Below are 25,784 nucleotides of genomic sequence, written 5' to 3' on the forward strand. Positions count from 1 at the left end.
GCCCTACTTTTTAGGGGTAACATCGACTGTAGGATTGTTTTTATCCGATTTGGCAATGCTTTCACGCATGCTGGTATCGGCCAAAATATTTTGCATATTGTAATAATCCATGACGCCCATTCTTCCTTCTCTTAAGGCTTCCGCCAGAGCCTTTGGAACTTCAGCTTCGGCTTCAACGACCTTTGCGCGCATTTCTCGGACGGAGGCGACCATTTCTTGTTCTCTCGCAACAGCCATTGCGCGGCGTTCTTCTGCTTTAGCCTGAGCAATTCGTTTATCAGCTTCTGCTTGGTCAGTCTGGAGTTGAGCACCAATGTTCTTACCGACATCGACGTCAGCAATATCAATGGAGAGAATTTCGAAAGCTGTTCCAGAATCAAGTCCTTTTGCTAATACTGTTCGTGAAACCACATCTGGGTTTTCAAGTACTGCTTTATGGGAATCTGAAGAACCAATACTCGTTACGATTCCTTCCCCTACACGGGCGATGATGGTTTCTTCACCCGCTCCACCGACGAGCCGTTCAATATTAGCCCGAACGGTGACACGTGCTTTCACACGAAGTTCGATCCCGTTCTGAGCTACAGCTGAAACAATCGGAGTTTCGATAACTTTCGGGTTAACAGACATTTGAACGGCTTGAAGCACATCACGACCTGCAAGATCAATCGCAGCTGCGCGTTCAAACGGAAGTGGAATTGCTGCACGTTCAGCGGCAATCAAGGCGTTTACTACTTTATCAACATTACCACCTGCAAGGTAGTGTGCTTCAAGTTGGGCAGTTGTGATATCTAAGCCTGCTTTATGAGCTTTGATTAAGTTGTTAACAATTTTTGACGGTGTAACGCGGCGTAAGCGCATTCCTACAAGAGTAAAGATACCAACGTTGACACCTGCAGCTAAAGCTGAAATCCAGAGTCCAACTGGGATAAAGGTAAAGATAATACTGATCACGATAAGGACTAGTGCGAGAAGAAGTAAAGGCATAAGTGTTCCAATTCCAATCATGTTTTCCGCCCGATAAACGGGCTTCACCTCCCAAATTTAATATTTACACTTTTTACTTTGAGATTTCACGTACGATGACCCGTGTTCCTTCTACCTCAATTACTCTGATTCGTGCTTCTTTTGCTATAAATCCTCCCTCAGTCACGACATCAATTCTATTTCCGTTAAAATCTGCCGTTCCCGCTGGTCGTAATTGACTTAGGGCAATCCCTTCGCACCCAAGAAAACACTCAAGATCTTTGTTGGGTGCAACATATCCATCGCTTTTTGTTTGGGTAGTGGTTAAGGAAAGCCGCTTCCAAAGTCGCTTAGTCTTAGGGAATCGAAAGCTTAATACAATCAGAATACCCAGCACGAGTAGCATACTACATACGTATGCAATACCTTGAGCTGTAGAATCCGCAACCATAAAAACCCCTGTGGCTAAGAGTATAACTCCTACAGTACCGAGGATGCCCCCTGGAACAAATATCTCGAGAAAAAGTAGAATGACTCCTAACACCAACAAAGTAATGATCCATCCAGTCCCCATGTTACTCCCCTCCTAGATCAACATGTATATATAATTATATGCAGAGGCTCATGATTCCTTTTCCTGCTCTGAACTATTAGAAATGTTTTTCAACCAATGTTGAGCAATCTGTTTGTAAAGATTACCGCGGGCTAGTAGATTTAGTATAACTAAGGTCGCTGCGACTTTCTCTTTATCAACATCATTCATTTCTTCCCCAGCTAAGGATTCATTGACCTCTTTGGGTAACTGCTCAAGTGATTTCACCCAATCTTGTTGGGTGCGATCAAAGATCTCGCTGTAATACCGGTAAAGCTTAGCTGGATTGATCCTATCATCGGAATTGTCATCAAGCGCTTGGTTCACAAACCCGAGTAAGTTAGATGCTTCCTCCAAGGTCAGAATATTCCTGAGGTCATTGAGTAGAAGAATATTGGCTACCTGCTCTCGGTTGTACTTTTTCTTTTGGGGGTGGGGCAGATATTTTCGTCGAACCCAGTTCTGAATATGCATATTGTTAATATCATTCTGACTTACTCGTTGGGCGACTTCAACGACTTGGGAAAGCATCATAGAGTCTAACTCTAGATAGGGTAAGGCTTTGGATTTCGGTTCAAACTGATTGGCAATCTCCAATATTTCATTTAGATAGTTTGAATTCATTGAATCACCTCCTCAAGAACCTATGTTTGTTTTGTTCTTACCATCGAATTAGTGTGTCGTGTACCGGATATGTTATGTTCTCTATAATGATATTATATGTTCATTATGAACATATGTCAATATATATTTAAACGTATAATAAGTTCATATGATTATTATTCACTTTTAAAGCAATGTTCTAACACCCCTCCCTACAACACTTCATAAGAGGTTAATTTTAATCTAATGCTTAGAATGTGTTATAATCTTTCATTAGAGGTAAATAATTCCCACATAAGAGGCAAATAATTTCCGTATAGTTTTTACAGTATAATTCTGTGCCTCCATTAAAATTTACCCCTTGATACGAAAGGAGATACCACTTATGAATGAACAAATGCTTGAAAAGTATGCACGTCTTATCGTTAAGACGGGAATTAATCTCCAGAAGAACCAGGTTCTCGTGATTAAATCCCCGCTTGAGTGTGCTTCAGTCACTCGAAGGGTTGCAGAGATAGCATACCAGGAAGGAGCAAAGGATGTCGTCGTTTTTTGGCAGGATGAACTTTTCTCAAAGATTAGGTATCTCCACGCTCCGGAAGAGATTTTCGATCAATTTCCAGAATGGCAAAAGGAGTTTTATCTCTCTTATGTTCGCCAAGGAGCAGCCTTCTTGACTATATCAGCCTCGGATCCAGAACTGATGAAAGATGTTAATCCACAAAGAATGGTGAGAGCTCAAAAGGCGAGTAATGTTGCTCTAAAAGAGTTTCGTGATCGCCTCATGAGCAACCAGAATGTCTGGTGCGTAATTTCCATACCGACGGTTGCTTGGGCAAAGAAAGTTTTCCCAAACGTTTCAGAGCAGGAAGCCATTGAAAAGCTTTGGGACGCGATCTTCAAAGCTGTACGTGCTGACCAGATGGACCCGGTCTCTGCCTGGGAAGAGCATAAGGCAAACCTCAAGCGAAGTATGGAATTTATGAATTCGAACCGGTTCAAATCGTTGCATTATACAAATTCCCTTGGAACGGATCTTGTTATTGATTTTTCGGAGGATCATCTTTGGGTTGCTGGTGCGGACTTTACTCCGGAAGGAGTAGAATTTATCGCGAACATGCCGACAGAGGAAGTCTTTACCCTTCCGACAAAGACAGGCGTTAATGGAAAAGTCATCAGCTCCATGCCCTTGAATTACAATGGAAATTTAATCGAGAACTTCTCGCTGACCTTTAAAAAGGGTCGAATCGTTGATTTTACCGCAGAAGAAGGGTATGAGGCCTTAAAAAGCCTTATCGAGACGGATGAAGGCTCCCACTACCTTGGAGAAGTGGCCTTAGTTCCCCATAACTCTCCTATCTCCAATTCGAAGATACTCTTCTACAACACCCTCTTTGACGAGAACGCTTCCTGCCATTTGGCCATCGGCAAAGCATATCCAGTCTGCCTTAAAGACGGTGAGAAACGAAGTAAGGAAGAATTGGAAAAGGTTGGGGTCAATGATTCGTTGGTTCATGAAGACTTTATGATCGGAACAGCCGATCTTGAGATCTTAGGAACTACCACAGATGGTAAAGAGATTCCAGTCTTCACTCAAGGAAATTTTGCTTTTTAAGCTGGCCCGTAACATAAACTTCTTTCAGACGCTTTTAAGGAATGAGTTGTACATTTGCTCATTCCTTTTTACTTTTTCTAAAAAAGGAATGAGGGGATTTCTACTAGTAGTAAAGACCAGTGGTCTTTAGGCTAACATAAAATTTGCAGGAATATGCCAGTTTGAGGCGAATTCCTTTAAACAGAAGCTTATGCGGTAAATTACCCTAGAGGAAATTGCTTCTGAATTTTTAAAATATCGAGGGAATATTGATGAAGAAGAATCAAGCAGGTTCACTTTATTTAGCGCTTGCTGCATCCATCTGGGGTGGTATGTACGTCGTGAGTAAAGTAGTTCTTACGAAAATACCCCCTTTAGAGTTAGTCTGGCTACGTTATGCTGTAGCATTTATTACCCTGATTATCCTAGGAATGATGACTCGTCAATCTTGGCACATTAGAAAACGAGATCTCCCTCTTATCTTAATTATCGGCGCAATTGGGTATGCTCTGTCCATCTGGGCCCAGTTTATGGGAACGAAGCTCTCCTCCGCCCAGATGGGCGCTATGATTACCTCCGCTACCCCAGCATTTATGGTTATCTTTGCTCGTTTACTTCTCCAAGAGAAAATCACCTTTCGTAAAGGCTTATCCATTACGTTGGCGACTATCGGGGTATTGTTCATCGTCGGTGTAGATGATCCAGGTGAGGGATATCAACTGGGCGGAATTTTCCTAGGGATCGCCGCTTTAACTTGGGCGTTAATGTCTGTGCTGGTAAAAAAAGTCCCAAGTCATTACTCACAAATTGTCATTACCACCTATGCGGTCCTAGTTGCGATGATATTGCTAACACCTTATGCACTTTATCAGATGAGTTTTAATCACCTTCAGGTGCTCTTACAACCCGAGATAGGAATGGGAGTTCTCTATCTTGGAGTCGTTTCAACTGCTGTTGCTTTCTTTCTTTGGAACAAAGGCTTGCAGATGGTTGATGCTGGAAGTGGAGGACTCTACTTCTTCTTTCAACCGTTGGTTGGAACGCTTCTCGGTTGGTTTTTCCTCGGAGAACAGGTAGGATTTGCTTTCTGGGTGGGGTCTTTGCTGATTTTGGGAGGGGTGTTATTGGTACTCAGAGAATAGACCGTAACCCCCTCTACTAGAGGGCGTTCAGCTAAGGCAGAAACCCTACGGAAGGTGTACGATTGTCTACAAACTAGACCGTTAGTCAAGCAAATTTCCTTCCTTACTTCTTTGTGGTATAATCCTGATTAATAGCTACCAAATCATCATACATAAACTATTAAAACTCGCTTGTGTAGCGAGTTTATTTTAAGGAGGGTCTTATTATCATCCAGGTTGGAAAGATCAATCAACTCAAAGTCGCAAATATGGCTTCATTTGGGGTGTATCTCGATGCGGAGACTGGAAATCGCAAGGATAACGTCTTACTGCCAGGCAATCAGTGTCCCGACAATGTCAAAGAGGGTGATGTTTTTGACGTTTTCGTTTACCACGATTCGGATGACCGCCTCATTGCAACGACTCAAAAGCCTCTGGCTCAAGTGGGTGAATTAGCTTATCTTAAGGTTACTGCTAAGACACAGATTGGTGCTTTTTTAGATTTCGGATTGGAAAGAGGCCTCTTTCTGCCCTTCCGAGAGCAAAAATACCCGATCGAAGTAGGTAAGAGTTATCTTGTCCATCTCTATCTCGATAAAAGTGGGCGACTCACATGTACGACGAATGTTTATGAGCTTCTACATGCGAATTCACCCTATCAAAAAAATGAAACCGTTATGGGAACTGTTTATCAGATCAACCCCGAGATTGGAGTTTTCGTCGCGGTGGACAATCAGTACCTGGGACTCATTCCTCGTACTGAGAATTTCTCGGAATTAAAATGTGGTGACCGGGTTCAGGCTCGGGTCATCCGAGTTCGTGAAGATGGCAAACTCGATCTCTCCCCTCGTGGCCTCTCCTATGAACAAATGAATGTTGATGCAGAAAAGTTAATTAATGCGATGAATGAGAATCATGGGCTACTTCCCCTCAATGAAAAAGCCCGTCCAGAGGAAATTGAACGGGTTTTCCATATGAGCAAGGCAGCCTTCAAGCGTGCCGTCGGTACGTTATTAAAAAATGGCCGAATAAAAAAGACTGTGGATGAATTAAGGCTTCCGTGAACCCGACTTTCTAATCGAGGATTTCTGGGGTCGGCCAGCAGGATCCCTTAGAGCCGATTTATTGGGATAGTCAGGTGTGCTGTTAACGCGAGGTGGGGTATGTTTCCTGTCACTTCCCTTGGGTTCGCGCGTATTCGTAGTCGATAGCGTGCCGCTTTCGATAGGTCTAACTGCACGGTTAGATGGATTTCTTTGGTTGCGACCTGGCGTTGGATCTGTGAGTTCATTCCTTTGGGACCGGTTCTTCTGAGAGTAAAATTTTTCAGAAGGAGTCGGTCTTTTTTTGGTGGAATTCGAAGAACTAATCCGTGTATCAATAATGACTCCTTTAGACATATCTTTCGGGTCGATATGAATTTTGAATTGAGTTTCCACTTTCTTTAGTAGTCCAAGTTCTTTTTCATTTACAATGGATATTGCTAATCCGCTTTGACCTGCTCGACCAGTTCTTCCAACCCGATGCAGATAAAGCTGAGGATCTTCAGGTAAATCAAGGTTAAAGACATGGCTAATTCCATGAATGTCTAGACCACGAGCTGCGAGGTCTGAAGCGACAAGAAGCTGAAACTTTCCACTTTGAAATTCGGCCATCGCTTTTCCGCGTTCAGATTTTACAGTACTACCATGAAGTCCAACCGCATTGAGGCCATGGAATTGAAGTTTTTCTACAGTGACTTCGATTTCTTCACTTTTATTGATAAAGACAAGGGCTCGGTCAGGGTTAATTATTCGGACGAGTTTTCTTAGCACCTCGAATTTATCTCGTTGTTCTGCGAGAAAGTACTGATGAGTGATGGTCGGAGCGACTTGGGTCTGATTGCTGACTCGGACAACTTCAGGATTTTTAGCAAGTGCTTTGATTCGTTCAAGTATACTCGGGGCCATCGTAGCAGAAAAAGCCAAGAGTTGTCTATCTCTTAGTGTGGTTTTAATCACGGCTTCTACCGTCTTTAAATTATGATCATCGAGCAAACGATCAGCCTCATCAAGGACAATCGTTTTGATGGTTTGGGAGCTGATTTTTCTTTTCTGAATAAGTTCAAGAATTCTCCCACTCGACCCCACGATGAGTTGGGGTTTTTCTTTTAATTTATCAATCTGGCGGGTGATATTTACATTCCCGATGATAACTGCAGAGGTCACAGGAAGTCCAGAATTCTGAGCAAGACGCTCAATCTGCCTATGGATCTGTAGAGCGAGTTCATGAGTCGGGGCCAAGATGAGACCTTGTGTTTCCCTTTTCTGAGTATCTAGGGATTGGAAGATTGGGAGTAGATAAGCAAGCGTCTTCCCTGTCCCCGTTTCAGATTGACCGATAATATCTTTCTTGTCCAGAATCAAAGGAATACTTTCTTCTTGAATTGCCGTGGGTTCAAGTATTCCTTCTACTTTAAGCGCGGTGATCAGCGCTTTGTAAAGATTTAGAGTATCGAAGGATGTTTTCATAGAATTCAAATCCCATCTATATAAATTGATAACTTCAGCTCAAGTTCGATATCTTAATTTAGTATACCCTTTTTTAAGTGAATTGAGTTAACATGACAACAACTATAATGATCCCTTCCAGGAAAAGTACAGGTCTTAGGGCTTTAAAGATGTCGGCCTTGAAGTATTCTCCTGTTACAATAAGACATAGATGAGCGGGTGAAAGCATTGCTCCCGCGATGGCCATGATATAAGCCGTCGTAGCCGTGTTGATACTACCCGGGGCAAGTGCTGCGAGAATCGGGAAAATCACAGCGACGGACCCTTGAGGGGACCCTGTAAGTAGTCCTACAATGAATGAACTGAAACCCAGCATGATCACGATAGGTATATTCGTACCTTGAAAGATTGCAACCAATTCTTGAACCAATCCTGAGGCCGTTAATACATGCTGGAAGAGCATAATACTGATGATTCCCCAAAGAAGTTTTCTGTCAAAGGACTCTGTCAGCATTTTGACCACTGTGTTCTTATCTAACCGGAGAAGGAAGACCAGACCAAAGACAACTAATCCCATTGAAATCGCTGCGCTTAAGTGGAAGCAGACTACGAAAATAATGTTCACGACAATGGGACCGAGCGCAAGACATAAGTAGCGAGTAGAAATCGTAGATGTCTTAGCGGAGTCAGAGTTGAGTGAATTGGAGTCGCTAATCGTAGCTTCACTTAAAGAATCTTCTTGCTTCTCAGAACGAAATCCCTTTCCCGTGAGTATGAACACTAGCCCTAAGACTAAAGCAATAAGCGTATATCCAGCCATATGTGCCACGAAGGTACTAAGAGGAATGGAAGTAATTTGACTTGCGAGGAGCACTCCTGGAATGATGGGATTCGCATATTCCCAGATATGCCGAAACCAGTAATTGATCGTTGCTTTCTTTTCCGGTGACAAGGGATAATTTTTGCTCGCATGTTCTACCATCGGTGCAGAAAAAATTGCTCCTCCCAAAGAAGGTAGTAAACCTAAGAATGCAGGCATGAAAGCGAGGAGAACTCGGTCACTACGAAGTAAGGATTTCATAGATGACATAAATCCTGCTATGGTTCCACTTGTACGCAAAAGATGCTCGAGGCACATAACGAAAAACATCGCTAATACGACTTCCCACGTACTACTCTCCATTACAGTCGATCGAACAGCGATAAATGCTTTTCCGAAGGTCGGTGAGGCGAGTAAAAATAGTATAGCTGAGCCGGCTAACATGGCATGCCCGATCTGAACATGCTTTCTTAGAAGCCAAACTACAAGAATAAGAGTAGCAAGGATTTTTGCAACGATGATCATTGAATTAAACGTCCCTTCAACAAAATTTTGAACAAAAAATTGCTTCAAATCAATTTATATCCTAAGTTCAACTAAGTAACTTAATACTATTCTACATATTTAGACAAAATCCTCTAAATTAAAAAACTACGACCTACTTCTAGTCGTAGTTTTTTTAACACATTCCAACGTCTTTTCTACTCGTGTACCTCTTTGCCCGCTCCAACGATTACGACTCGCACTGAAATTACCTCCATTACGATGAACTAAATACCACTTAGATAAAATTAACAGCTATTCGTGAAGTATAGCAGAATTCCTTCTTGTGTTCATCATAAAACTAGCATAATCACCTTATCAAGTGAGTCGCACAAAGGGAGTAAATTTCATTTAATGGAATGTTTCCTCTAATTAAGTCATATGTATATCCCGAAAATCTAATATAAATTAGGGGGCTAGTATGTTCGGAAGAAATAGAAAAGACTGGTCCACAATTGTAGTCACGGGTTCCACAGCAATCTTTGCGATTATCTCGCTTATTAGTGTTTATGTTACCGTGAATTCCTGGCAAACCCAGAGAGAAGCTGCACGGCCTTACTTTACATTTAAAGAATCCCCGACTGTAGAATTAGTTAATCAAGTAAGCTTCGAATTTAAATTCCGCAATGTAGGATCCCATCCAGCTACTGAATTGACAAGTAAGACCTTGGTCTTTAATCAGGATCTATCTGGAAAACCTATCTTGATCGATGAATATAGTGTCGTCAATGATATCCCACGAGACACAGTGTCGAGTTTGTTGGTTCATTTAGATCCCAAGGAAATTAACCCAAACTTACCGAATATCCGCTCTTATTACATTGTGATTAGCTTGAGATATGCGGATCCAATTCTTAAAGATACCTATAAGCAGATTATCTATATTAAATGGCCTGGTGTAATTGAGAGGCAAACGCAGCCTCTTATACATGTTGAAGCAAGCGAAAAGCAGGCGATAGAAAAATATATGAAGTCTTTTCATTTGTCCGATGGCTAACCGCCATTATTGGTTCAAGATTGCTTGGATTTTCCTTCTCTTTCTGATAAGATGTTCATCATGCAAGATAACATCCTTTAGTTTGAAGGGAAAAACTACACATGAAACAAACATTTTCAATAAAGCAGAAAATGAACCAATTTCTTGCGATACTCCTCCCCATATTGATTACCCAAGTTACAATGTTTGCCATGACATTCTTTGATGCCGTAATGTCAGGACAAGCAAGTGCTATTGACTTGGCTGGAGTGGCGATTGGCTCAAGCCTTTGGGCACCCATTAGTACAGGCCTCGGAGGTATTTTCATTGCGATAACACCCATAGTTTCACATTTAGTGGGTGCAAAGAAGGATAATGAGGTACCCTATAAAGTGTTTCAAGGAGTGTACTTAGCCTTATTCCTTTCAGCATTCATAATTCTTGTAGGGAGCTTTACGCTCGATGGGATTCTTTCCCTGATGGATTTAGACGCTCCAGTTCGAGCGATTGCCCGAGGATATCTCTCAGCCTTAGCCTTAGGAATTCCGCCTCTCTTTGTCTATCAGGTACTACGCTCATTTATTGATGCACTAGGAAGAACACGAGTCTCTATGAGCATTGCACTTCTATCCTTACCTATCAATGTATCGCTTAACTATATCCTTATCTATGGTAAACTTGGCCTTCCGGCTTACGGTGGAGTTGGTGCAGGTATTGCAACGGCTTTGACGTATTGGTTCTTGGCTATTATAGCAGCATGTATCGTTATCCGGCACCCTTCATTTTCAAGGTATCATGTCTTCAGCCATATCTATCCTATTTCTCTTAAAACTTGGCAAGAACAGTTAACGATCGGAATTCCAGTTGGTTTTTCTATCTTCTTCGAGACCAGCATCTTTGCAGCGGTGACCTTACTTATGAGTGGCTTTAATACAGTGACTATCGCTGCACATCAAGGCGCAATGAATTTCGCCTCAATGCTCTATATGGTTCCCTTAAGCTCCTCGATGGCCTTGACCATTTTGATCGGCTTTGAAGTGGGAGCAAGGCGATTTAAGGATGCACGACACTATTCCTATCTTGGGCTCGGAACATCTGTAAGTATGGCCTTACTCACTGCTATCACGCTCCTTCTTTTCCGAGAGCAAATTGCCGGTTTTTATACAAAGGAGCTTGAAGTGATCCAGCTCACTCAACAATTTCTCCTCTATGCTTTGTTCTTCCAATTCTCAGATGCCATTGCTACTCCGATTCAAGGAATCCTACGTGGTTATAAGGATGTCAATGTTCCCTTCCTTACTGCTCTCCTTTCATATTGGTTGATTGCCTTGCCAGTGGGTTACCTCCTTGCACATTACACGTCTTTTGGAGCTTTTGGATATTGGGTCGGGTTGATTTCCGGAATTTTATTGAATGCTATCTGCTTGTTAAGAAGACTTTATCTTGTTCAGCGCAAACAGGCTTTTAACCCTTGATGATGAACCTTAGAATAAGAAAACACTCAGTGAATTTATGATATGCTACCTTAAGGGCAGACATTTCATTACTCCTGAGTGTTTTCTTCGTATAATGAATAGATTATTTAATGAATAGATTATTAGTCCATTACTTCTCCATTGACGAGCCTTTTTCTAAGTTCTCCTACCATAGAAGGAACATCGATTTGCATTGGACAGCGCTCAACACAACGTCCGCAACGCAGACAGTTATAGATTTGAGGAGCAGTAGCGTCTAGTCCGCCCGAGGTAAAAACGTTCCAAATCGTTCCGATTCCTCCAAGATACGTTTCTCCAAAGGTGCCTGCCGTAATTTGGAAGACCGGACATTCATACATACATCCACCACACCGCAAGCAGTGTAACGCTTGCTTGAAGTCGTCCTCTGCCGCCATTTCGTCTCGCCCGTTCTCTACAAAGATAACGTAAAATTCCTTCGGGCCATGTGCTCCGTAGGTTGTAACTTTCTCGATGTCTCCTGTTTTGCTCGGACCTGTCACGATATTGACATACGAGGGAACTCCATATTGTGCATATCGCCAAGTGACCTCGGCGACTTTCATAGCTTCTTGGAACGTGGGAACAAGTTTTTCTGTGCCGACGATGAGGAGGTGAACAGGGGGAACTGATGTTGATAAACGGACATTTCCTTCGTTTTCGATAATAACAAAGGCCCCAGTGTCTGCGGCCACGACATTTGCTGAGCTTATTCCGACATCTGCCGCAAAGTATTTATCCCTCATGAATTCTCGGACTGCAGCTACTTCCTTTGCGATATCTGGCTCAATTTCGCGACCAAAGAAATTCGTAAAGATTTCAGCGACTTTCTCCCGAGGAACGTGAACGGCAGGAGAGAGAATATGCATCGGCCGATCTTTTTTGAGTTGAAGAATGAATTCTCCGAGATCAGTTTCCCAAACCTCGTTTCCTTCCTCCTCTAAGTACTCTCGGAGATGTAGTTCTTCGCCGAGCATGCTTTTGCCTTTGACAACTGTCTTATTCTTGCCGATGATTTCGCTTGCCATGACTAAGGCCTCATGCTTATCTTTCGCATAGAAGGCTTTTCCTTTATTACGTTCAACAGACTCCATTGCTTGAGCCAGGAGTTCTTTTCTTTTTATTACAGATTGACGTTTAATTTCCCTTACTTCTGCTGCGAGTGCAGGAGTATGCGGGAAACGTTCCATAGTTGCATCCGTTGTTTCCCGGTATGCTTTAACTGCACGGGTAATGGCTTTACGGATATTATCATCGTTTTGGGCGCGGTTGATATCCTTAGAGTATTCTCCATACCCTTTTTGCATATCGATGGATTCATTTTTTGATTTCGAAAATACACTCATCCCACGATCCCCCTATATAGGAACTCGATCAAGTCCTCAACACTTTCTTTGTCCTGTTTCTCTGCAGAGCCATGAAGAGCAGACAAACAGTAGGGACAGGAGGTTAAAAAGACGTCTGCACCCGTTTCCTTGAGCTCATCCACTCTACGACCAGCGATCGTATGGGAAAGTTCAGGAAAAAGGAGTTTACTCGGGCCGCCGCAACACGTTGTCCAAGCGCGATTCCGTTTTGGTTCTTGGATTTGAACCCCAGCAGCATTCAAGATATCACGTATTTCATCAGTGATTTCCAACTCACGTGCTAAACGACAAGAATCATGAATTGCCACGGATTGTGTAGTATTGAATTTAGGAAGTTTCTCCCTTTGTTCCCAAACGAGCTCAACAAACGTTTTTACTTTGATGTCGTGAAGAATTCCAAGTTTTGGGTAAACTAATTTTATGACCTCAGCTGCGTGAGGGGACAAACAAACGATGGTTTTGGCATTACTTTCCTTGATGACCTGAGTAACCTTTTTACCGTATTCGGTTAGGTCTTCCCAGTAACCCAGTTCATAGAGGAGAGCCCCGCTATAAAGCTCATCTTCGGCCGAATAACAAAGGTCATAGCCTAATCCTTGAAGGATTCGTGCTGCTTTCAAACAAACAGAATTGAAGCGATCTTTATCTTTAGCCAGTACCGAGGCATAAATTTTCTCCGCATTGATGCCAGCCTTTTCTATAATGTTTCTGACTCCCAATAACATCGAAAAGCCCTTACTGGTCGCATCCACGACGGTCATCGTTTTAACTAAGGAATCGATGAACGGAAGGAGTTGGTACTCCCCACCTGTATAGAATAGTAGATCTCCCGTTTTCGGTAAATTAAGTTCCTTCGCCCAGACCGAAATCTCAGTCCCTTTCAAGGCTAAAGGATTTCCGTGTTTTACAATATTCCCTCTAATTAATTCTAACACCGGTGGCATTTTACGTTCCACCATAGGTAGCATCTCAGCTAGTCGTGTTGCCACGAGCTCCACCGCCCTTCTCGATCTCTCTATACCTCTTGAGACGTATACTTATAGAATACTCAAAAAGGGATCGGACTGTAAACTATATTTGCGTATGTATTATGTATTATTGTTAACACATTTATAAGATTTTGTATACAAGATGCATTACAGTGCACTGGAACTCTATCAAAACGAGGTAATTAGTGTGTACTAATAACCTTAATGTGCATCACATATTGTTGTGTGAGAAGTTGAAAAAGTAAAAACCCAGGAAGTGACTATTTCCTGGGTTTTTACTTGCTGCGATTACTCAGCTAATTATCCCTTAATTCTTTCCAATAAATCTTTCGCTGCTTTTTGGACATCTTGCTTGGCAAGAATTGCTGAAACTACAGACACTCCTTCAATTCCGGTCGCCATGATATTACGAACATTCGTCTCGTTGATTCCGCCGATGGCAACGACTGGGATCGAGACGGACCTTTTTATTACGGCTAACTGCTCTAATGAGACTGTTTTCGCATCCGGTTTTGTTGGAGTGGCATACATCGCACCCACCCCTAGATAATCTGCCCCTTGCTGTTCAGCAAGTATAGCTTCATCTAAAGTGCTAGCAGATACTCCAATGATTTTATCTTTTCCAAAAAGCTTTCTTACTACGGTTAAGGGTAGATCATCCTGACCAATATGAAGTCCATCGGCTTCAATCGCTAGGGCGATGTCGAGTCGATCATTAATGATCAAGGGGATTTGATATCGGGAGGTAATCTCCTTCACCGCGAAAGCGATATCGAGGAATTCTCGGGAGGAAACAAACTTTTCCCGGAGTTGGATGAGGGTTACTCCACCGCGGATGGCTTGCTCAATGCTTTCGTACAGATCACGTTTCGAGAGGCAATCTCTGTCTGTAACGAGATAGAGCCGGTAATCTATTTTTGTCTTATGAGCTGAATTAACTGTATGATCTCCGTTAACTTCGTTCACAGCGAATCCTACCTCCACTTGCCAAGCTATCAGGTGTCAGGTTGTAGATAGCGTCAAAGAGCCGCGCTTTGAACGTACCGATTCCTTCTTGCGGATTTAAGGATTGGTAAGCTGCTTCTCCTGCTAATCCCATGGAGGCAATCCCGGCTACAGTTGCTGTTAAGTAATCAGAATTTGCACCACAGTAGGCCCCGACCAAGGAAGTGGACATACAACCCGTCCCACTCACATCAGAAAGAATTCGGTGTCCATTTTCAATCAAATAAACTCTCTCCCCATCGGACACGATATCGGTTTTCCCTGTGATTGCAATGATACAACACCATTTAGAAGCGAGCTTCTTTGCGATCTCTGTACCATTCTCTTCATTTGCGACAGAATCAACTCCCTTAATCGCAACATTAAGTCCGGACAGAACCTTAATTTCAGACATATTGCCCCGGATGACATCAGGCTTAACATCTTGGATGAGTCTTTCAGCTGTTCGGGTACGAAGTTCGGTTGCGCCGACACCGACAGGATCGAGGATAATCGGAATCCCAAGGGATTTTGCTTTCTTTCCGGCCACAAGCATGCTCTCGATGGTTCGCTCATTTAGAGTTCCTATATTAATCACGAGTGCAGAGGCAAAGCGGACCATTTCCTCTACTTCTCCAATATCATCGGCCATCACTGGGGAAGCCCCAATCGCTAAGACGATGTTTGCACAATCATTGACTGTGACGTAATTCGTAAGGTGATGGATGAGTGGGCTCTTTTTCTTCACTGCCGCCAAGCTTTCGTTCAAATCTTTACAGATTTCCATTGACTCGTCAACCTCCTCGTTATTATGTGAAGTAAACCGGTAATCACCATAACTGGAATCGTCGCTCCTAAGATAAAATCAAGCTTAATTATTTGATAGTATATAATCGTACCCAGAGTACACACTGCAAGAGAACCCCAGTGGACAAAGTTTCCAGTGTCTATCGATTTCTTTTTGAGTATGAAATAATCGGTCAAGAGTATCGCAAAGAGGGGTGCAAAAACAGAACCGATCGCATACAGGAAGGTTTCGTAGTTCTCCATAGGCAAGGCAATGGAGAGGGCTGTTCCAATCGCGGTTATGACTAATGCCACGTATTTTTCATTTAACTTAGGAAAAATATTGGTAAATGTGACTCCAGCAGAATAAGCATCTAAAAAGGTCGTAGTTATCGTAGCAAGAACAATGATTCCTAGGGCAACGATTCCGAGATTCGCTGCGATCAGCATGCCTGAAGGGTCTGGGTCATTTGCGACAATGGCAGAGCCCAATCCAATGATGTACATCCAGCTACTTCCGATAAAGTAGCCGAGCCAACTCCCCCATGCCCCTGCTTGCTTCGATTTAGCATAACGGGTATAGTCAGCAATTAAAGGTATCCAGGATAAGGGCATCACGACCGCTAATTCAAGGGCTGATCCAAAGGACATTTCCCCTGTAGTAGGTCTTAAGAAAAGTTCGTTATTGCCGAAGATGATTACGCTTAGAACAAGGGTGAGGACAAATAGCAAGACGACCGCAATGTGGTTAAGTCTCTTCCATCCCCTATCCTTTCCTAACCAGACCCAAACAAAGATAAAGGCTCCTATGATGAGACTCCAAAAGGTCTGATGATCAAAGGACAACGTAATTTTTGTGATTTGGTTTACCGAGCGTGCCCCTGAAAGAATCATGATTGCTGTCCACCCGAGGAGCTGTAAGACATTAAGTGCGGAAAAGATATACGAACCATACTGACCAAAGGAGATTCGGGTCGTTACTAAGGCAGGAATTCGTTTTTCCGTTCCGATGATTCCTGCGAGTACAAGCAAGGTTGTACCGACTAGATGTCCTAAGAGAATTGCACCTAATCCGAGCTTAAAGCCCAGGGGTGCAAGAAGCCCACCCGCCAAAATTTCTGCGACTGAAATGGAGGCGCCGAACCAAAGGGTTGTAAAATTGAAAAAGCCTAAGTTGTTTTGCGTTTCAGAGTTCATTCTATTAAGCCTGCCTTCTTATAAAGTGTGTAGAAGTGATGCGTGGGGCCCACTCCTTTCCCGATATCGAGGGAATGCTGAATTGCGATTGTAATATATTCCTTCGCTTCTTTCACTGCTTGAGCGATATCATAGCCGAGCGCAAGATTGGAAGTAATCGCTGAGGAAAGGGTACAGCCCGTTCCATGAGTATTTTTCGTTTGAATCCTGGATGCGGAATAGTAGGTATATTCCTTGCCATTAAACAAAATATCTGTAGAACTGTCTTCAAGGTGTCCCCCTTTAAGAAGAACATTACTAGCACCCATCTGATAGATCATTTGTGCAGCTTCTTCCATATCTTTTAAGGTACGGATCCTTCGCTTAGTCATGACCTCGGCCTCGGGGATGTTAGGAGTAACAAGGGTCGCTAAAGGTAAGAGTTTTTTGATAAGGGCTTCTTCAGCATCTTGATTTAATAAGTGGTAACCACTTTTTGATACCATGACAGGATCCACCACGATATTTACAGGGTTGTAGCGTTGTAACTGTTCCGCAATGACCTCAATTGTCGGGATTTTTGAGACCATTCCGATTTTCACGCCATCAACTTCAATGTCTTCAAAGATGGCTTCGGTTTGCTTAACAATGACTTCTGAATCAATGTCTTGGACCGCAAAGACTCCCTGTGTGTTTTGTGCAGTAACCGCAGTGATTACACTCATCCCAAAGACCCCATGCGCGGAAAAGGTTTTGAGGTCGGCTTGGATTCCCGCCCCACCACTACTATCTGAGCCAGCGATTGTCAGTACTTTCTTCATATTTCATTCCTCCTTGTCTGTGAGCCATTTCTCCACTTCAAAACAAAAAAACTCAACCCAGAATAGGGTTGAGCTCTTTTTTAAAACAGAGTGTAACGCTACCTACGCTGGCATTATCCAGTTCAGGTTAAAGGGTCTTAGACTTTGTTGGGTCTATATCTCAGCCGGCCTTTCCAGCTCCCCTGCCTTAAGTATGTGGTTGTAAATTCAATCTAGCACTCGTTAGATGAGATGTCAATAGCTAAGTCATACTCTGAACCGGTACCCCGCTCCCCAAACGGTCTCAATATACTGAGGTTTCGAGGGGTCCGATTCGATCTTTTCACGAATTCGTGCTATATGTACTGTGACGGTAGCTGAATCCCCCAAAGATTCTAGCCCCCATATACGCTCAAAGAGATCCTCCCTGCCGAAAACTCGGTTAGGGTTCTGTGCTAAGTATAGTAGTAGATCAAATTCTTTCTGGGCTAAGTTTACTTCTTGGTTGTTCACGAAGACTCTGCGCGAGTCTTTTTCTATTCTCAGGCCGCGAATCGTTATGGCAGTCCTCTTTTTAATCCCTTCACTGAAACGGTGTTTAAGTCGTTCATAATTATCGATATGAGCTTTGACTCGAGCGACAAGTTCCCCGGGACTAAAGGGTTTGGTGATATAATCATCTGCCCCAAGGCTAAATCCTTTAATCTTATCAATCTCTTCCTTCTTGGCAGAAACGAGGAGAACTGGAATATCCTTTTCATCCTTCATGCTCTTTAGAATTTCTAGGCCATCAAGCCCAGGCAACATAATATCTAGAATGATGAGATCATACTCGTTATTCTGAATGGCTCGAAGTCCATCTACACCGTCGGCGCATAGGGAAACATCGAACCCAGCAACTTCCAGATAGTCTCTTTGAAGCTCTGCAATGCTGGAGTCATCTTCTACAATTAGAATCTTTTTCACTCGAGCTCCCTCCTAATAAATTACTTAAAGAACATGTACTTGACCCGTAAGTGTAGCGAATTTCACAGTACGAAAGTCCGATTGTCCGATTGTCGTGAAGACAATTGCACTTGTTTGATGACAACGCACTGGTTTCGTAGGTTTCGAGCTTAGCTGAACAATTGTGCGGAAGAACATCAGCTTTGTTAAATCCTCGGTAGCGAAATCATAATACTTGTTCCTTTATCCTTATGGCTAACAGCCCAAATTTGCCCTTCATGCCCCTCCACAATCTGCTTCGCGATGGCAAGTCCTAAACCGCTTCCCTTGATCTCACTTCGCGCCGTATCAGAGCGATAAAACCGATCAAAAATTTGAGGAACATCCTTCTCTGGAATCCCTGAGCCGTTATCTCGTAATTCGATGATCAGACTAGAATGAGTTTCTCTAAGAAAGACTGTAATCTGCCCCACTTCTTTATCCATGTACTTTCGCGAGTTATCGAGGATGTTCATGATGACTCTTCTCATTCGTTCTCGGTCGAGGAGAATTTCCCTCCGTTCTTTAAGTTCACTCACGAAAGAAAGTTTAATATTGTTTTGTTCTAACTCGTGTTCACTTTCGAGTAAGCCATCTTCGAGAAACATCGCAACATCCGTTCTCTCAAAGTTATAGGGAATTTGATTCATATCAAGCTTAGCGTAGAGCAGTAGGTCATCAATCATGGTATCGACCTGCAGAGCCTTAATATAGATGGTTTTCAGGTACTTTTCCTTCTTCTCCAGAGTTTGAGGGATACCATCAAGTAAGCCCTCGACATAGCCTTTGATAGACGTGACCGGGGTTTTTAAATCATGAGAGATACTTGAGATAAGTAATTTACGGTTGTCCTCATACTTTAACTGTGTATGGATTGATCCCTTCAATTTTAGTCTCATAAGTTCCAGATCACGGCAGAGCTCTTGAATTTGTTCATCCCCTTCTTCGACAATCGGATGATTTAAATTTCCCTGGCTAATCTCGGCGGCAGCCTTTTGCAGATGAGTAAGAGGCCTTAAAATACTACGACTAAACTGATAGGAGACAATGAAGTTCGTAATCACAAAAGAAAGTGCAAAAAGTATCCCTGCAAAGAGGAGTAAACTCGTGAGATCCATTACCGACCCATCAATCGGGGCAAGGAGCAGAATGTTTCCAGCTGCTCCATCATGAAAATTTAAATCAAGGGACTGCACAGTGTAGGATACATTCCCGATAGGCACAGACGCTCTTCCACTTTTGGGATTCGAGGCTTTAATGAACTTTGCTACATCGATTTTATTGAAATTTCGTGAAGAAAAGAGAATTTGATCGTCCTTTAAAATGACGACTTCTCCGTTAATTCCTGCAAGGCGCTCTTGTAAATGGCTTTGAAAGCTTACGTCCTTCACGACTTCAGGATTCACTCTCAAAAGACTTCTCTCACCGCCGATGAGTTCGTACTTGATTTCAGTTAAGGTCTGTACACTTTCAAAAGGTAGACTCTTATCGGATATCTTTCCCACGATAAAGATAAAAGCCAAAACACTAATAACAGTAATCAATACGGGAATGATTACTGTTGAAGCGTTGGCTAGAATTAAGCGCCGTTTGAGATTCATGCCTTCACCTAAAACTCTTTTTTATCAAACAAGTAAAAACCTGCTGTAAATAACATTATAGCATATCCAGCCATAATCAATAATTGCCGAAGAATTTTACTCCAGGGGAAAGAGTTTGCTAACCAGATATTATACCAATCCAGATAGGACGTGATAAACAAGCCAGAGTATTGGGAAAAGGCTAGTCCTAAAACCTTAAGAACCGCAAAGGCTAAGATGGCCACAAAAAAGACAGAAATTCCACTCTTAAAAAAATTAGCTAATAGCACAATCGCCAAAGCAAGAACAAGCATGGGGATAAAGCTCACAAAATAAGAGAGAAGCGTCTTAGCAAAAGCCCCAAACGTTGCAGAATTCGCATTGAAAAGGAATCCGGCAAAGGTGGAAAATACAAGTAGTAATAGAAGATTAGCTAAGATAAAGAATGCGATGGCGGTAATTTTCGCACTAAAAATCTTAAATCGACTGACAGGACGGGTTAACATAATTCGCATTGTATTCTGAGAAAACTCTCCTGAGAAACTGTCTATGGCGACTAGTGCAGTAAAAAGCGGCAGTATGCTGTTAACCACTACTGATAAGACCAACATGGGGAACTCGAGACTCCCAGCTCCTCTCAATCCGAAACCCGTTCTCACTCCGACGACGAGAAGTTGCCCAATGACGATCATCAATAGGGATAGAATAATCGCAACGGTTACTTTTTTCTTGCGATAAAGTTTATCAAGTTCATTAACGAGCGCAGCTTGAAACACGGCCATTTCTCTCTACCTCACTCACAAAGTAATTCTCTAAGGTCGCATAGTTTTTCAGGATATCCTGGGTACTTTGGACATTAAGGATTTTGCCATTATAGATGACCCCAATACGATCACAGGTAAGCTCCACATCGTGGATTAAGTGGCTGGAGATGAAAAATGTCGTCTGTTCAGTCTCTGCAAGGTGCTTAATGAGTTTACGTATATCTATCATGCCCTCGACATCAAGCCCATTCAGTGGCTCGTCCAGAATCACAACTTTAGGACGAGAAAGAATGGCGGCTGAAAGTCCCAGACGTTGCTTCATCCCCAGGGAAAACTTACGAGGTTTTTCCTTTTTATACTTAAGCATCCCCGTAAGTTCTAGGACTTCATCAATGCGCTTATCATCTACGGACGGATAAAAGCGAGCGTGCTGCTTAAGATTCTGGTAAGCACTAAGGTAGGGATAAGATTCAGCTATCTCAATAATACAGCCGACCTGTGCCATCGCTTCTTCATATTCGTCCGTTATACTATGTCCAAAGATCTTGACATCCCCATGATCCGCTTTAATCAACCCAGTCATGATCTTCATGGCCGTAGTTTTTCCAGCTCCATTCGGACCCAAAAAACCAAATATATCTCCTTTAAATATATCGAGATTAATATCATTAATGCCCCGACCATTGTTATAGAGCTTGGTCAAGTTCATAATTTCAATGACTTTTTCCATTCTCATAAACTCCTCCTAAGAATGTGTAAAGGAGCTGCCGGGAAGGATCCCGGCAGCCATTAATAAAGGGCGCTACTCTATCACAAGACTAAAGGACGAATCGAACATAAATCCTCCACCCATATTGGTTTGATTAAGGTGGAAATTGACTTTTCCAAAGTATTCATCAAGGTAAATGTTTCCTTCAATCTTACCACCTTTTTCTGTGGTGATCTCAAAACGTGCATCTCGTGAAGCTTTATTTCCGAACGGAGCGTTGAAAGTGAAGTCTTCAACCTTGTTGCTCGAATTTTCAAAGTCTGGTTTATACACTTCATGGTAGCGTCCAGTAATCCCTTCGCTATCGATTCCAGTGATTTCTAAGAATCGTTCCCCAGCTTTGGCAAATTTACCGTCTTTTTCGGTTAAGATATCATTCTTATAAGTAGCGACGAATTTTTGTGGATTCGTGAGTTCTGGTCCCATATTGGGTACCATGACTTGCTTTACTACTTCTTTGCCTGTGAGGTCAGGTTTAGAAACAGTGGTAGAATTCACATCTTTCAATTTGCCGAGCACTTCCACGCTAATCTCATGAACCTGTCCTTGAGAATCCTTACCAGTAACGGTCGCTGTTCCTAAGATGCTTTCCATAACACCATCTTTATCTATCGCTGCAGACCCCGTAACTTCTTTGACGAAGATATCCTGGGTAAGGTGTGGCCATTCGCTTGACATTCCGTTTCTACCGTTAAACTCTTGTTTTAACTGAAAGGAAGCCACCGCGTTGACAAGGGCTGGGATTTGCATTTCCGTTAAAGAACCTGTCAGTTCTTTACTTCCGTCAGAGTTATCCTTCACGATGACATGGTCTTTGAGACTCCCGACGACTGCATCAACGATCCGCTCCACGTCTTCTGCCCCATTTTCTACGAAGGGATTCGTGAATTGGCGGAGTTCACGGTCTTGAGTATATTCCGTGATATAGTATTTTTCATCCGATCCGATACCGCGTCTGATATCTGACTTATTATCAGAATAGGTATAGTATGAACCATTGTTTCCTTTAACACCTTCGCTTGTGTTCGTGGTTTCAGTTGCACTTTTCTTACGATCATTTTTCTCGACATGATTTTCCGACTGAAGGGTTTTCCCGTTGTCCTTTATAACATAGGTCATGTCGATGGTAAAACTATCAAATTCTCCACTAGCCTTTTCCGCGGTTACCTTGAGCCCATCTTTTAACTGATCGTACCCGCTCTTGCTCGTGATATCCGCAAGTGCAGTGGTGGCAAAAAGCAAAGTACCGATTGTAAAGCTTGCAAGCATTGCTGTCTTTTTTTTGATTTTCAATTATTTCACTCCTTTTTAATCATCCGGAAGCTTCCATATCTCTATTCTAACCCCTAGGTCTTGATTAATCTTAAACAGAGTATAAACAATATATAAACAAAACTTGCTTCAGGTGGAGTTTCAACTCTACCTGAAGTATAGTTGAGTTATCCAGGGGCTTAACGCCACTTATCTTCAGCTTAAAGTAGCTGGAGTCTTAGTGGCGGTTTGCCATCGTATAAACTAAACTTAGCAAATAAAAAAGGCAGCTCAGATTTGAGCGACCTCGTTATCTTTTGAGTCGAAATAAAGTGAACCGGTCATATCACATTAAGCGTTCAATGGGTTAAATACAAAAGATCAAGGTACGATCAGATCTTAAGCCGATAACGAATGACCTTCGCCTTCACACATGCCTTATAAAGTATAAGCATAAGTGGACCTAGGAAAACACCAAGGACCCCTAAAGCCTTGAACCCAACCCAGATGCAAATCAAAGTCGTCAAAGCACTTAATCCGATTCTCTCTCCAAGAATTTTCGGTTCGATAGCTCGGCGTAATACAGTGATACCAATAAACAAGATGATTAGACCAAAACCACGAAACATATTTCCTTGTGTAAGCGAAAAAATTCCCCAAGGGACAAGTACAGAACCCGTTCCAAGAATAGGTAGAATGTCCACGATGATGATGAGGAGCGCAATTGCCATAGCATAGCGTACTCCGAGAAAAGCTAATACGCTAAAGCTTACAAGATATGTAATCGTGCTGAGAATGACTTGTGCTTGCAAAAAACCAACCGTAGCACGGCGTAAGTCTGAAAGAATGACTTCAAGTTTTTCCCTCGAACTCTCCTTAAAATAAGAATAGAACCGTCTCTTAATATTGTTTAAATCAAAGCTTATCATGTAAAGGGAAACAAAGAAAAGAATACATACAATGAAGAAATTAGGGATCGCCGCAGTTAAGTTAAATGTCTGAATACCGAGGCTTGAAAGCAGGTTCACATCCGATAATTGACGCACAAACCCTGTATAAGACTGTTCAATTTGTGAGCCCATCTCAGGGGGAAGGATAAGAATAAAATCATTGATCTGCTGAAACAATTGTGAAAACCAGGTTTGAATGGTTGGGATATTCCTCTGAATATATTTAACTAAATCAATGGCTTCACGAATAATTTTCGTAGATATAATGTAAGAGAAGGCTAAAATGACACCTAAGAAAAGAAAATAGGAAAGGTTCACGGCAATCGGTCGTTTGGCCTTAAATCTCTTCATGAGCCTTTGGTTAAAGGGTTCTAGGAGTAGTGCGAAAAGAAAAGCAAAAATAAAGGGTGTAAGAAACGGTAATGTATGGTAGATAAGCAGCGGTACCAAAATAAACGCGAGAATCACGAGCAGGGTGACCGCGACCTTTTTTATGTATTCTTTCATGTATTGGTACTCTCCCCTATCCTTCTAATCGACCTTACACCTCATTTTAGGGCATTATATGTCGTTTGGCAATGTATATCATAGGATGTCGAAATACGCTAGTCTCTTTGGGATAAAATTCTATTCCCCACTACAGACTAATAGGAAAATCCATTCCGAGAAGTATCCCCTGAAGACTTATAGGCAAATAAAATACTCGCTTGTTAAACTATAGAATTTCTTAACAGTTTAGTTGATTTGAAGGAAACCCATAACCAATTGTCGAACTTTCAGTTAATACGTTGATATAAGGAGTTCACGATGATTATTAAATTAACAAATGAGACTCTGTCTGAAATTAAGAATCCAGATTTCTCTCAGTACGCTCAGATTTATACCCGAGTATATGATCACTTTATTGAGCAAGTCGAATCGACTGGAATGGAACTTGATCAAAATTTAGAGGAGGAAGCCAGTCTTAAACTCGAAAGGCTCCGCGAGAAAAAGGCTCACTTTAGGAATTCAGATAAAAGCATTACAACACATTGGATCTCCTCCGCCTGTGAGGCCTGTCAAAAGGGTGTTGGTACAGTTACTTTGTATGTCTCCTTAATGTGTCACCGAAACTGCTTCTTCTGCTTTAACTCCAACCAGGAAAGCTACGAACAATTTACACACCAGAAGCGAAATTGTGTAGAAGAACTCGGGCAAATGTTTAAGCAAGGTCAGAAGCTCTCTCATCTAGCCTTGACCGGAGGGGAACCTCTTCTTCATAAGAAAGAGATGCTGGAATTTTTCCAGTATGCAAAGGAAATGTCTGCGCGTACACATACACGGCTTTATACCTCCGGTGATTTTCTCGACCGGGAAATCCTTCAAGAATTGAAAAATGTAGGTCTTAAAGAAATTCGGTTCAGTATCAAAATGGAAGACCCAGAACAGATTAAAAAAGAAGTGTATGAGCGGATCGCTCTTGCAAAGGAATATATCTCCGATGTGATGGTTGAGATGCCAGTTTTACCCGGTAGTTTATTTGAGATGAAAGAGGTTCTCCTCGAACTTGAAAGAATCGGCATCGCGGGAATCAACTTACTCGAGTTTTGCTTTCCCTTTCATAATGCAGAAGAGTTTAAAAAACGCGGGTATAAAGTGAAGAATCCCCCCTTTGAAGTGCTCTACGATTACTGGTATGCTGGGGGACTCCCTATTTCACGTAGTGAGCTCGAGTGCCTTGACCTGATGGAATTTGCCCTAGAGGAGCAGCTGAAAATCGGTGTGCATTATTGCTCTCTCGAAAATAAGCAGACCGGCCAAATTTATCAGCAAAACCAGGGTCAAAAAGTGTCCAATCTAATGTTCTTTTCCCCCACCGAATACTTTTTCAAGTCTGCAAAAGTCTTCGGAGAGGATATTGAAAAAGTCCGGAAGGTATTTAAGAAAAAAAATATATCCCAGTTCCAGATCAATACGGACTATCAATTCCTGGAATTTCACGTGAGTCAAATTAAGCTTCTTAAAGATTTGGACATCGAAATCGGGATTTCTTCGAATATCATGGAAACCCGTGAGGATGGTAAATACCTTAGAGAGCTTAAGATTGATTTAACCTATCCGAAAGAGTTTGATTTGAAGAAGGATGTTTAGAAGAACACGAATGTTCATTCAATAACTTCTATCTGGTAGAAACTCATACCCAACTCT

The 25,784-nt window shown here is 42.3% G+C and carries 22 protein-coding genes, 1 pseudogene and 1 riboswitch; of the genes and pseudogenes, 6 read left to right on the forward strand and 17 right to left on the reverse strand.

Annotation, left to right across the window (positions count from 1 at the left end):
- Positions 1-3 precede the first annotated feature (3 nt).
- Genes floA through ACZ42W_RS11485 form a run of 3 tightly spaced genes read right to left on the reverse strand, consistent with a single transcriptional unit; the run spans position 4 to position 2,182 of the window.
- Complete coding sequence (floA, locus tag ACZ42W_RS11475) at positions 4-1,008, reverse strand: flotillin-like protein FloA (RefSeq protein ID WP_464165499.1); 1,005 nt, start codon at positions 1,006-1,008, stop codon at positions 4-6.
- Between the two features lie 52 nt (positions 1,009-1,060).
- Positions 1,061-1,540, reverse strand: coding sequence for an NfeD family protein (locus tag ACZ42W_RS11480; protein ID WP_464165500.1), 480 nt, complete (start codon positions 1,538-1,540; stop codon positions 1,061-1,063).
- A 48-nt stretch (positions 1,541-1,588) separates the two neighbouring features.
- A complete protein-coding gene (locus ACZ42W_RS11485; RefSeq protein ID WP_464165501.1) occupies positions 1,589-2,182 on the reverse strand; it encodes a DUF1836 domain-containing protein in 594 nt (197 codons plus the stop codon).
- A 364-nt stretch (positions 2,183-2,546) separates the two neighbouring features.
- Between ACZ42W_RS11485 and ACZ42W_RS11490 the strand changes: the two genes are divergently transcribed.
- The 3 genes from ACZ42W_RS11490 to ACZ42W_RS11500 all read left to right on the forward strand — a co-directional run bounded on the left by ACZ42W_RS11490 (position 2,547) and on the right by ACZ42W_RS11500 (position 5,940).
- A complete protein-coding gene (locus tag ACZ42W_RS11490) occupies positions 2,547-3,776 on the forward strand; it encodes an aminopeptidase (RefSeq protein WP_464165502.1) in 1,230 nt (409 codons plus the stop codon).
- A 251-nt stretch (positions 3,777-4,027) separates the two neighbouring features.
- Positions 4,028-4,897: a DMT family transporter gene (locus ACZ42W_RS11495; protein WP_464165503.1), complete on the forward strand. Its 870-nt coding sequence runs from the start codon at positions 4,028-4,030 to the stop codon at positions 4,895-4,897.
- A gap of 206 nt (positions 4,898-5,103) precedes the next feature.
- A complete protein-coding gene (locus ACZ42W_RS11500) occupies positions 5,104-5,940 on the forward strand; it encodes a CvfB family protein (RefSeq protein ID WP_464170972.1) in 837 nt (278 codons plus the stop codon).
- Between the two features lie 234 nt (positions 5,941-6,174).
- On the opposite strand, the pseudogene ACZ42W_RS11505 reads toward ACZ42W_RS11500, so the two are convergent.
- Together ACZ42W_RS11505 and ACZ42W_RS11510 are read right to left on the reverse strand one after the other, a co-directional pair.
- Positions 6,175-7,386, reverse strand: a pseudogene (locus ACZ42W_RS11505) (DEAD/DEAH box helicase); the annotation flags it as partial.
- A 73-nt stretch (positions 7,387-7,459) separates the two neighbouring features.
- Positions 7,460-8,710 carry a DUF401 family protein gene (locus ACZ42W_RS11510; RefSeq protein ID WP_464165504.1) on the reverse strand — a complete coding sequence of 417 codons (1,251 nt, stop codon included), beginning with the start codon at positions 8,708-8,710 and terminating at the stop codon, positions 7,460-7,462.
- Between the two features lie 439 nt (positions 8,711-9,149).
- On the opposite strand from ACZ42W_RS11510, the gene ACZ42W_RS11515 reads away from it, so the two are divergent.
- Both ACZ42W_RS11515 and ACZ42W_RS11520 read left to right on the forward strand, forming a co-directional pair.
- A complete protein-coding gene (locus ACZ42W_RS11515) occupies positions 9,150-9,725 on the forward strand; it encodes a hypothetical protein (protein ID WP_464165505.1) in 576 nt (191 codons plus the stop codon).
- Between the two features lie 101 nt (positions 9,726-9,826).
- Positions 9,827-11,179 (forward strand): MATE family efflux transporter, encoded by a 1,353-nt coding sequence (locus ACZ42W_RS11520; RefSeq protein ID WP_464165506.1) that lies wholly within the window; start codon positions 9,827-9,829, stop codon positions 11,177-11,179.
- Positions 11,180-11,301: 122 nt separating this feature from the next.
- On the opposite strand, the gene ACZ42W_RS11525 is transcribed toward ACZ42W_RS11520, so the two are convergent.
- From ACZ42W_RS11525 to ytvI, 12 genes are all read right to left on the reverse strand, one after another.
- Entirely contained in the window at positions 11,302-12,504 is a 1,203-nt protein-coding gene (locus tag ACZ42W_RS11525) for an LUD domain-containing protein (RefSeq protein ID WP_464170974.1), read from the reverse strand.
- A 35-nt stretch (positions 12,505-12,539) separates the two neighbouring features.
- The gene (locus ACZ42W_RS11530; RefSeq protein ID WP_464170976.1) at positions 12,540-13,532 is read right to left on the reverse strand and encodes a (Fe-S)-binding protein; all 993 of its coding nucleotides are present in this window, start codon (positions 13,530-13,532) and stop codon (positions 12,540-12,542) included.
- Between the two features lie 321 nt (positions 13,533-13,853).
- Positions 13,854-14,468, reverse strand: a complete 615-nt coding sequence (gene thiE, locus ACZ42W_RS11535; protein ID WP_464170978.1) for a thiamine phosphate synthase — start codon at positions 14,466-14,468, stop codon at positions 13,854-13,856.
- A gap of 37 nt (positions 14,469-14,505) precedes the next feature.
- Positions 14,506-15,324: a hydroxyethylthiazole kinase gene (thiM, locus tag ACZ42W_RS11540; RefSeq protein ID WP_464165507.1), complete on the reverse strand. Its 819-nt coding sequence runs from the start codon at positions 15,322-15,324 to the stop codon at positions 14,506-14,508.
- Positions 15,303-16,520, reverse strand: a complete 1,218-nt coding sequence (gene cytX, locus ACZ42W_RS11545; RefSeq protein ID WP_464165508.1) for a putative hydroxymethylpyrimidine transporter CytX — start codon at positions 16,518-16,520, stop codon at positions 15,303-15,305. The genes thiM and cytX overlap by 22 nt, the downstream gene beginning before the upstream one ends.
- A complete protein-coding gene (gene thiD, locus ACZ42W_RS11550) occupies positions 16,517-17,320 on the reverse strand; it encodes a bifunctional hydroxymethylpyrimidine kinase/phosphomethylpyrimidine kinase (protein WP_464165509.1) in 804 nt (267 codons plus the stop codon). The genes cytX and thiD overlap by 4 nt, the downstream gene beginning before the upstream one ends.
- An 82-nt stretch (positions 17,321-17,402) precedes the next feature.
- Positions 17,403-17,514: riboswitch (TPP riboswitch) on the reverse strand.
- Positions 17,515-17,566: 52 nt separating this feature from the next.
- Entirely contained in the window at positions 17,567-18,265 is a 699-nt protein-coding gene (locus ACZ42W_RS11555) for a response regulator transcription factor (RefSeq protein ID WP_464165510.1), read from the reverse strand.
- Positions 18,266-18,450: 185 nt separating this feature from the next.
- Positions 18,451-19,884 carry a sensor histidine kinase gene (locus tag ACZ42W_RS11560; RefSeq protein WP_464165511.1) on the reverse strand — a complete coding sequence of 478 codons (1,434 nt, stop codon included), beginning with the start codon at positions 19,882-19,884 and terminating at the stop codon, positions 18,451-18,453.
- 8 nt (positions 19,885-19,892) lie between these two features.
- Positions 19,893-20,645 carry an ABC transporter permease gene (locus ACZ42W_RS11565; protein ID WP_464165512.1) on the reverse strand — a complete coding sequence of 251 codons (753 nt, stop codon included), beginning with the start codon at positions 20,643-20,645 and terminating at the stop codon, positions 19,893-19,895.
- Positions 20,617-21,357 carry an ABC transporter ATP-binding protein gene (locus ACZ42W_RS11570; RefSeq protein ID WP_464165513.1) on the reverse strand — a complete coding sequence of 247 codons (741 nt, stop codon included), beginning with the start codon at positions 21,355-21,357 and terminating at the stop codon, positions 20,617-20,619. The genes ACZ42W_RS11565 and ACZ42W_RS11570 overlap by 29 nt, the downstream gene beginning before the upstream one ends.
- A gap of 72 nt (positions 21,358-21,429) precedes the next feature.
- On the reverse strand, positions 21,430-22,689 hold the full coding sequence (locus ACZ42W_RS11575; RefSeq protein ID WP_464165514.1) for a hypothetical protein: 1,260 nt from the start codon (positions 22,687-22,689) through the stop codon (positions 21,430-21,432).
- A 350-nt stretch (positions 22,690-23,039) separates the two neighbouring features.
- Complete coding sequence (ytvI, locus tag ACZ42W_RS11580) at positions 23,040-24,104, reverse strand: sporulation integral membrane protein YtvI (RefSeq protein ID WP_464165515.1); 1,065 nt, start codon at positions 24,102-24,104, stop codon at positions 23,040-23,042.
- A gap of 300 nt (positions 24,105-24,404) precedes the next feature.
- Here ytvI and ACZ42W_RS11585 point away from each other — a divergent pair, with 300 nt between their 5' ends.
- Complete coding sequence (locus tag ACZ42W_RS11585) at positions 24,405-25,727, forward strand: radical SAM protein (RefSeq protein WP_464165516.1); 1,323 nt, start codon at positions 24,405-24,407, stop codon at positions 25,725-25,727.
- Positions 25,728-25,784 lie beyond the last annotated feature (57 nt).

It is taken from the genome of Desulfitobacterium elongatum (assembly GCF_055378975.1).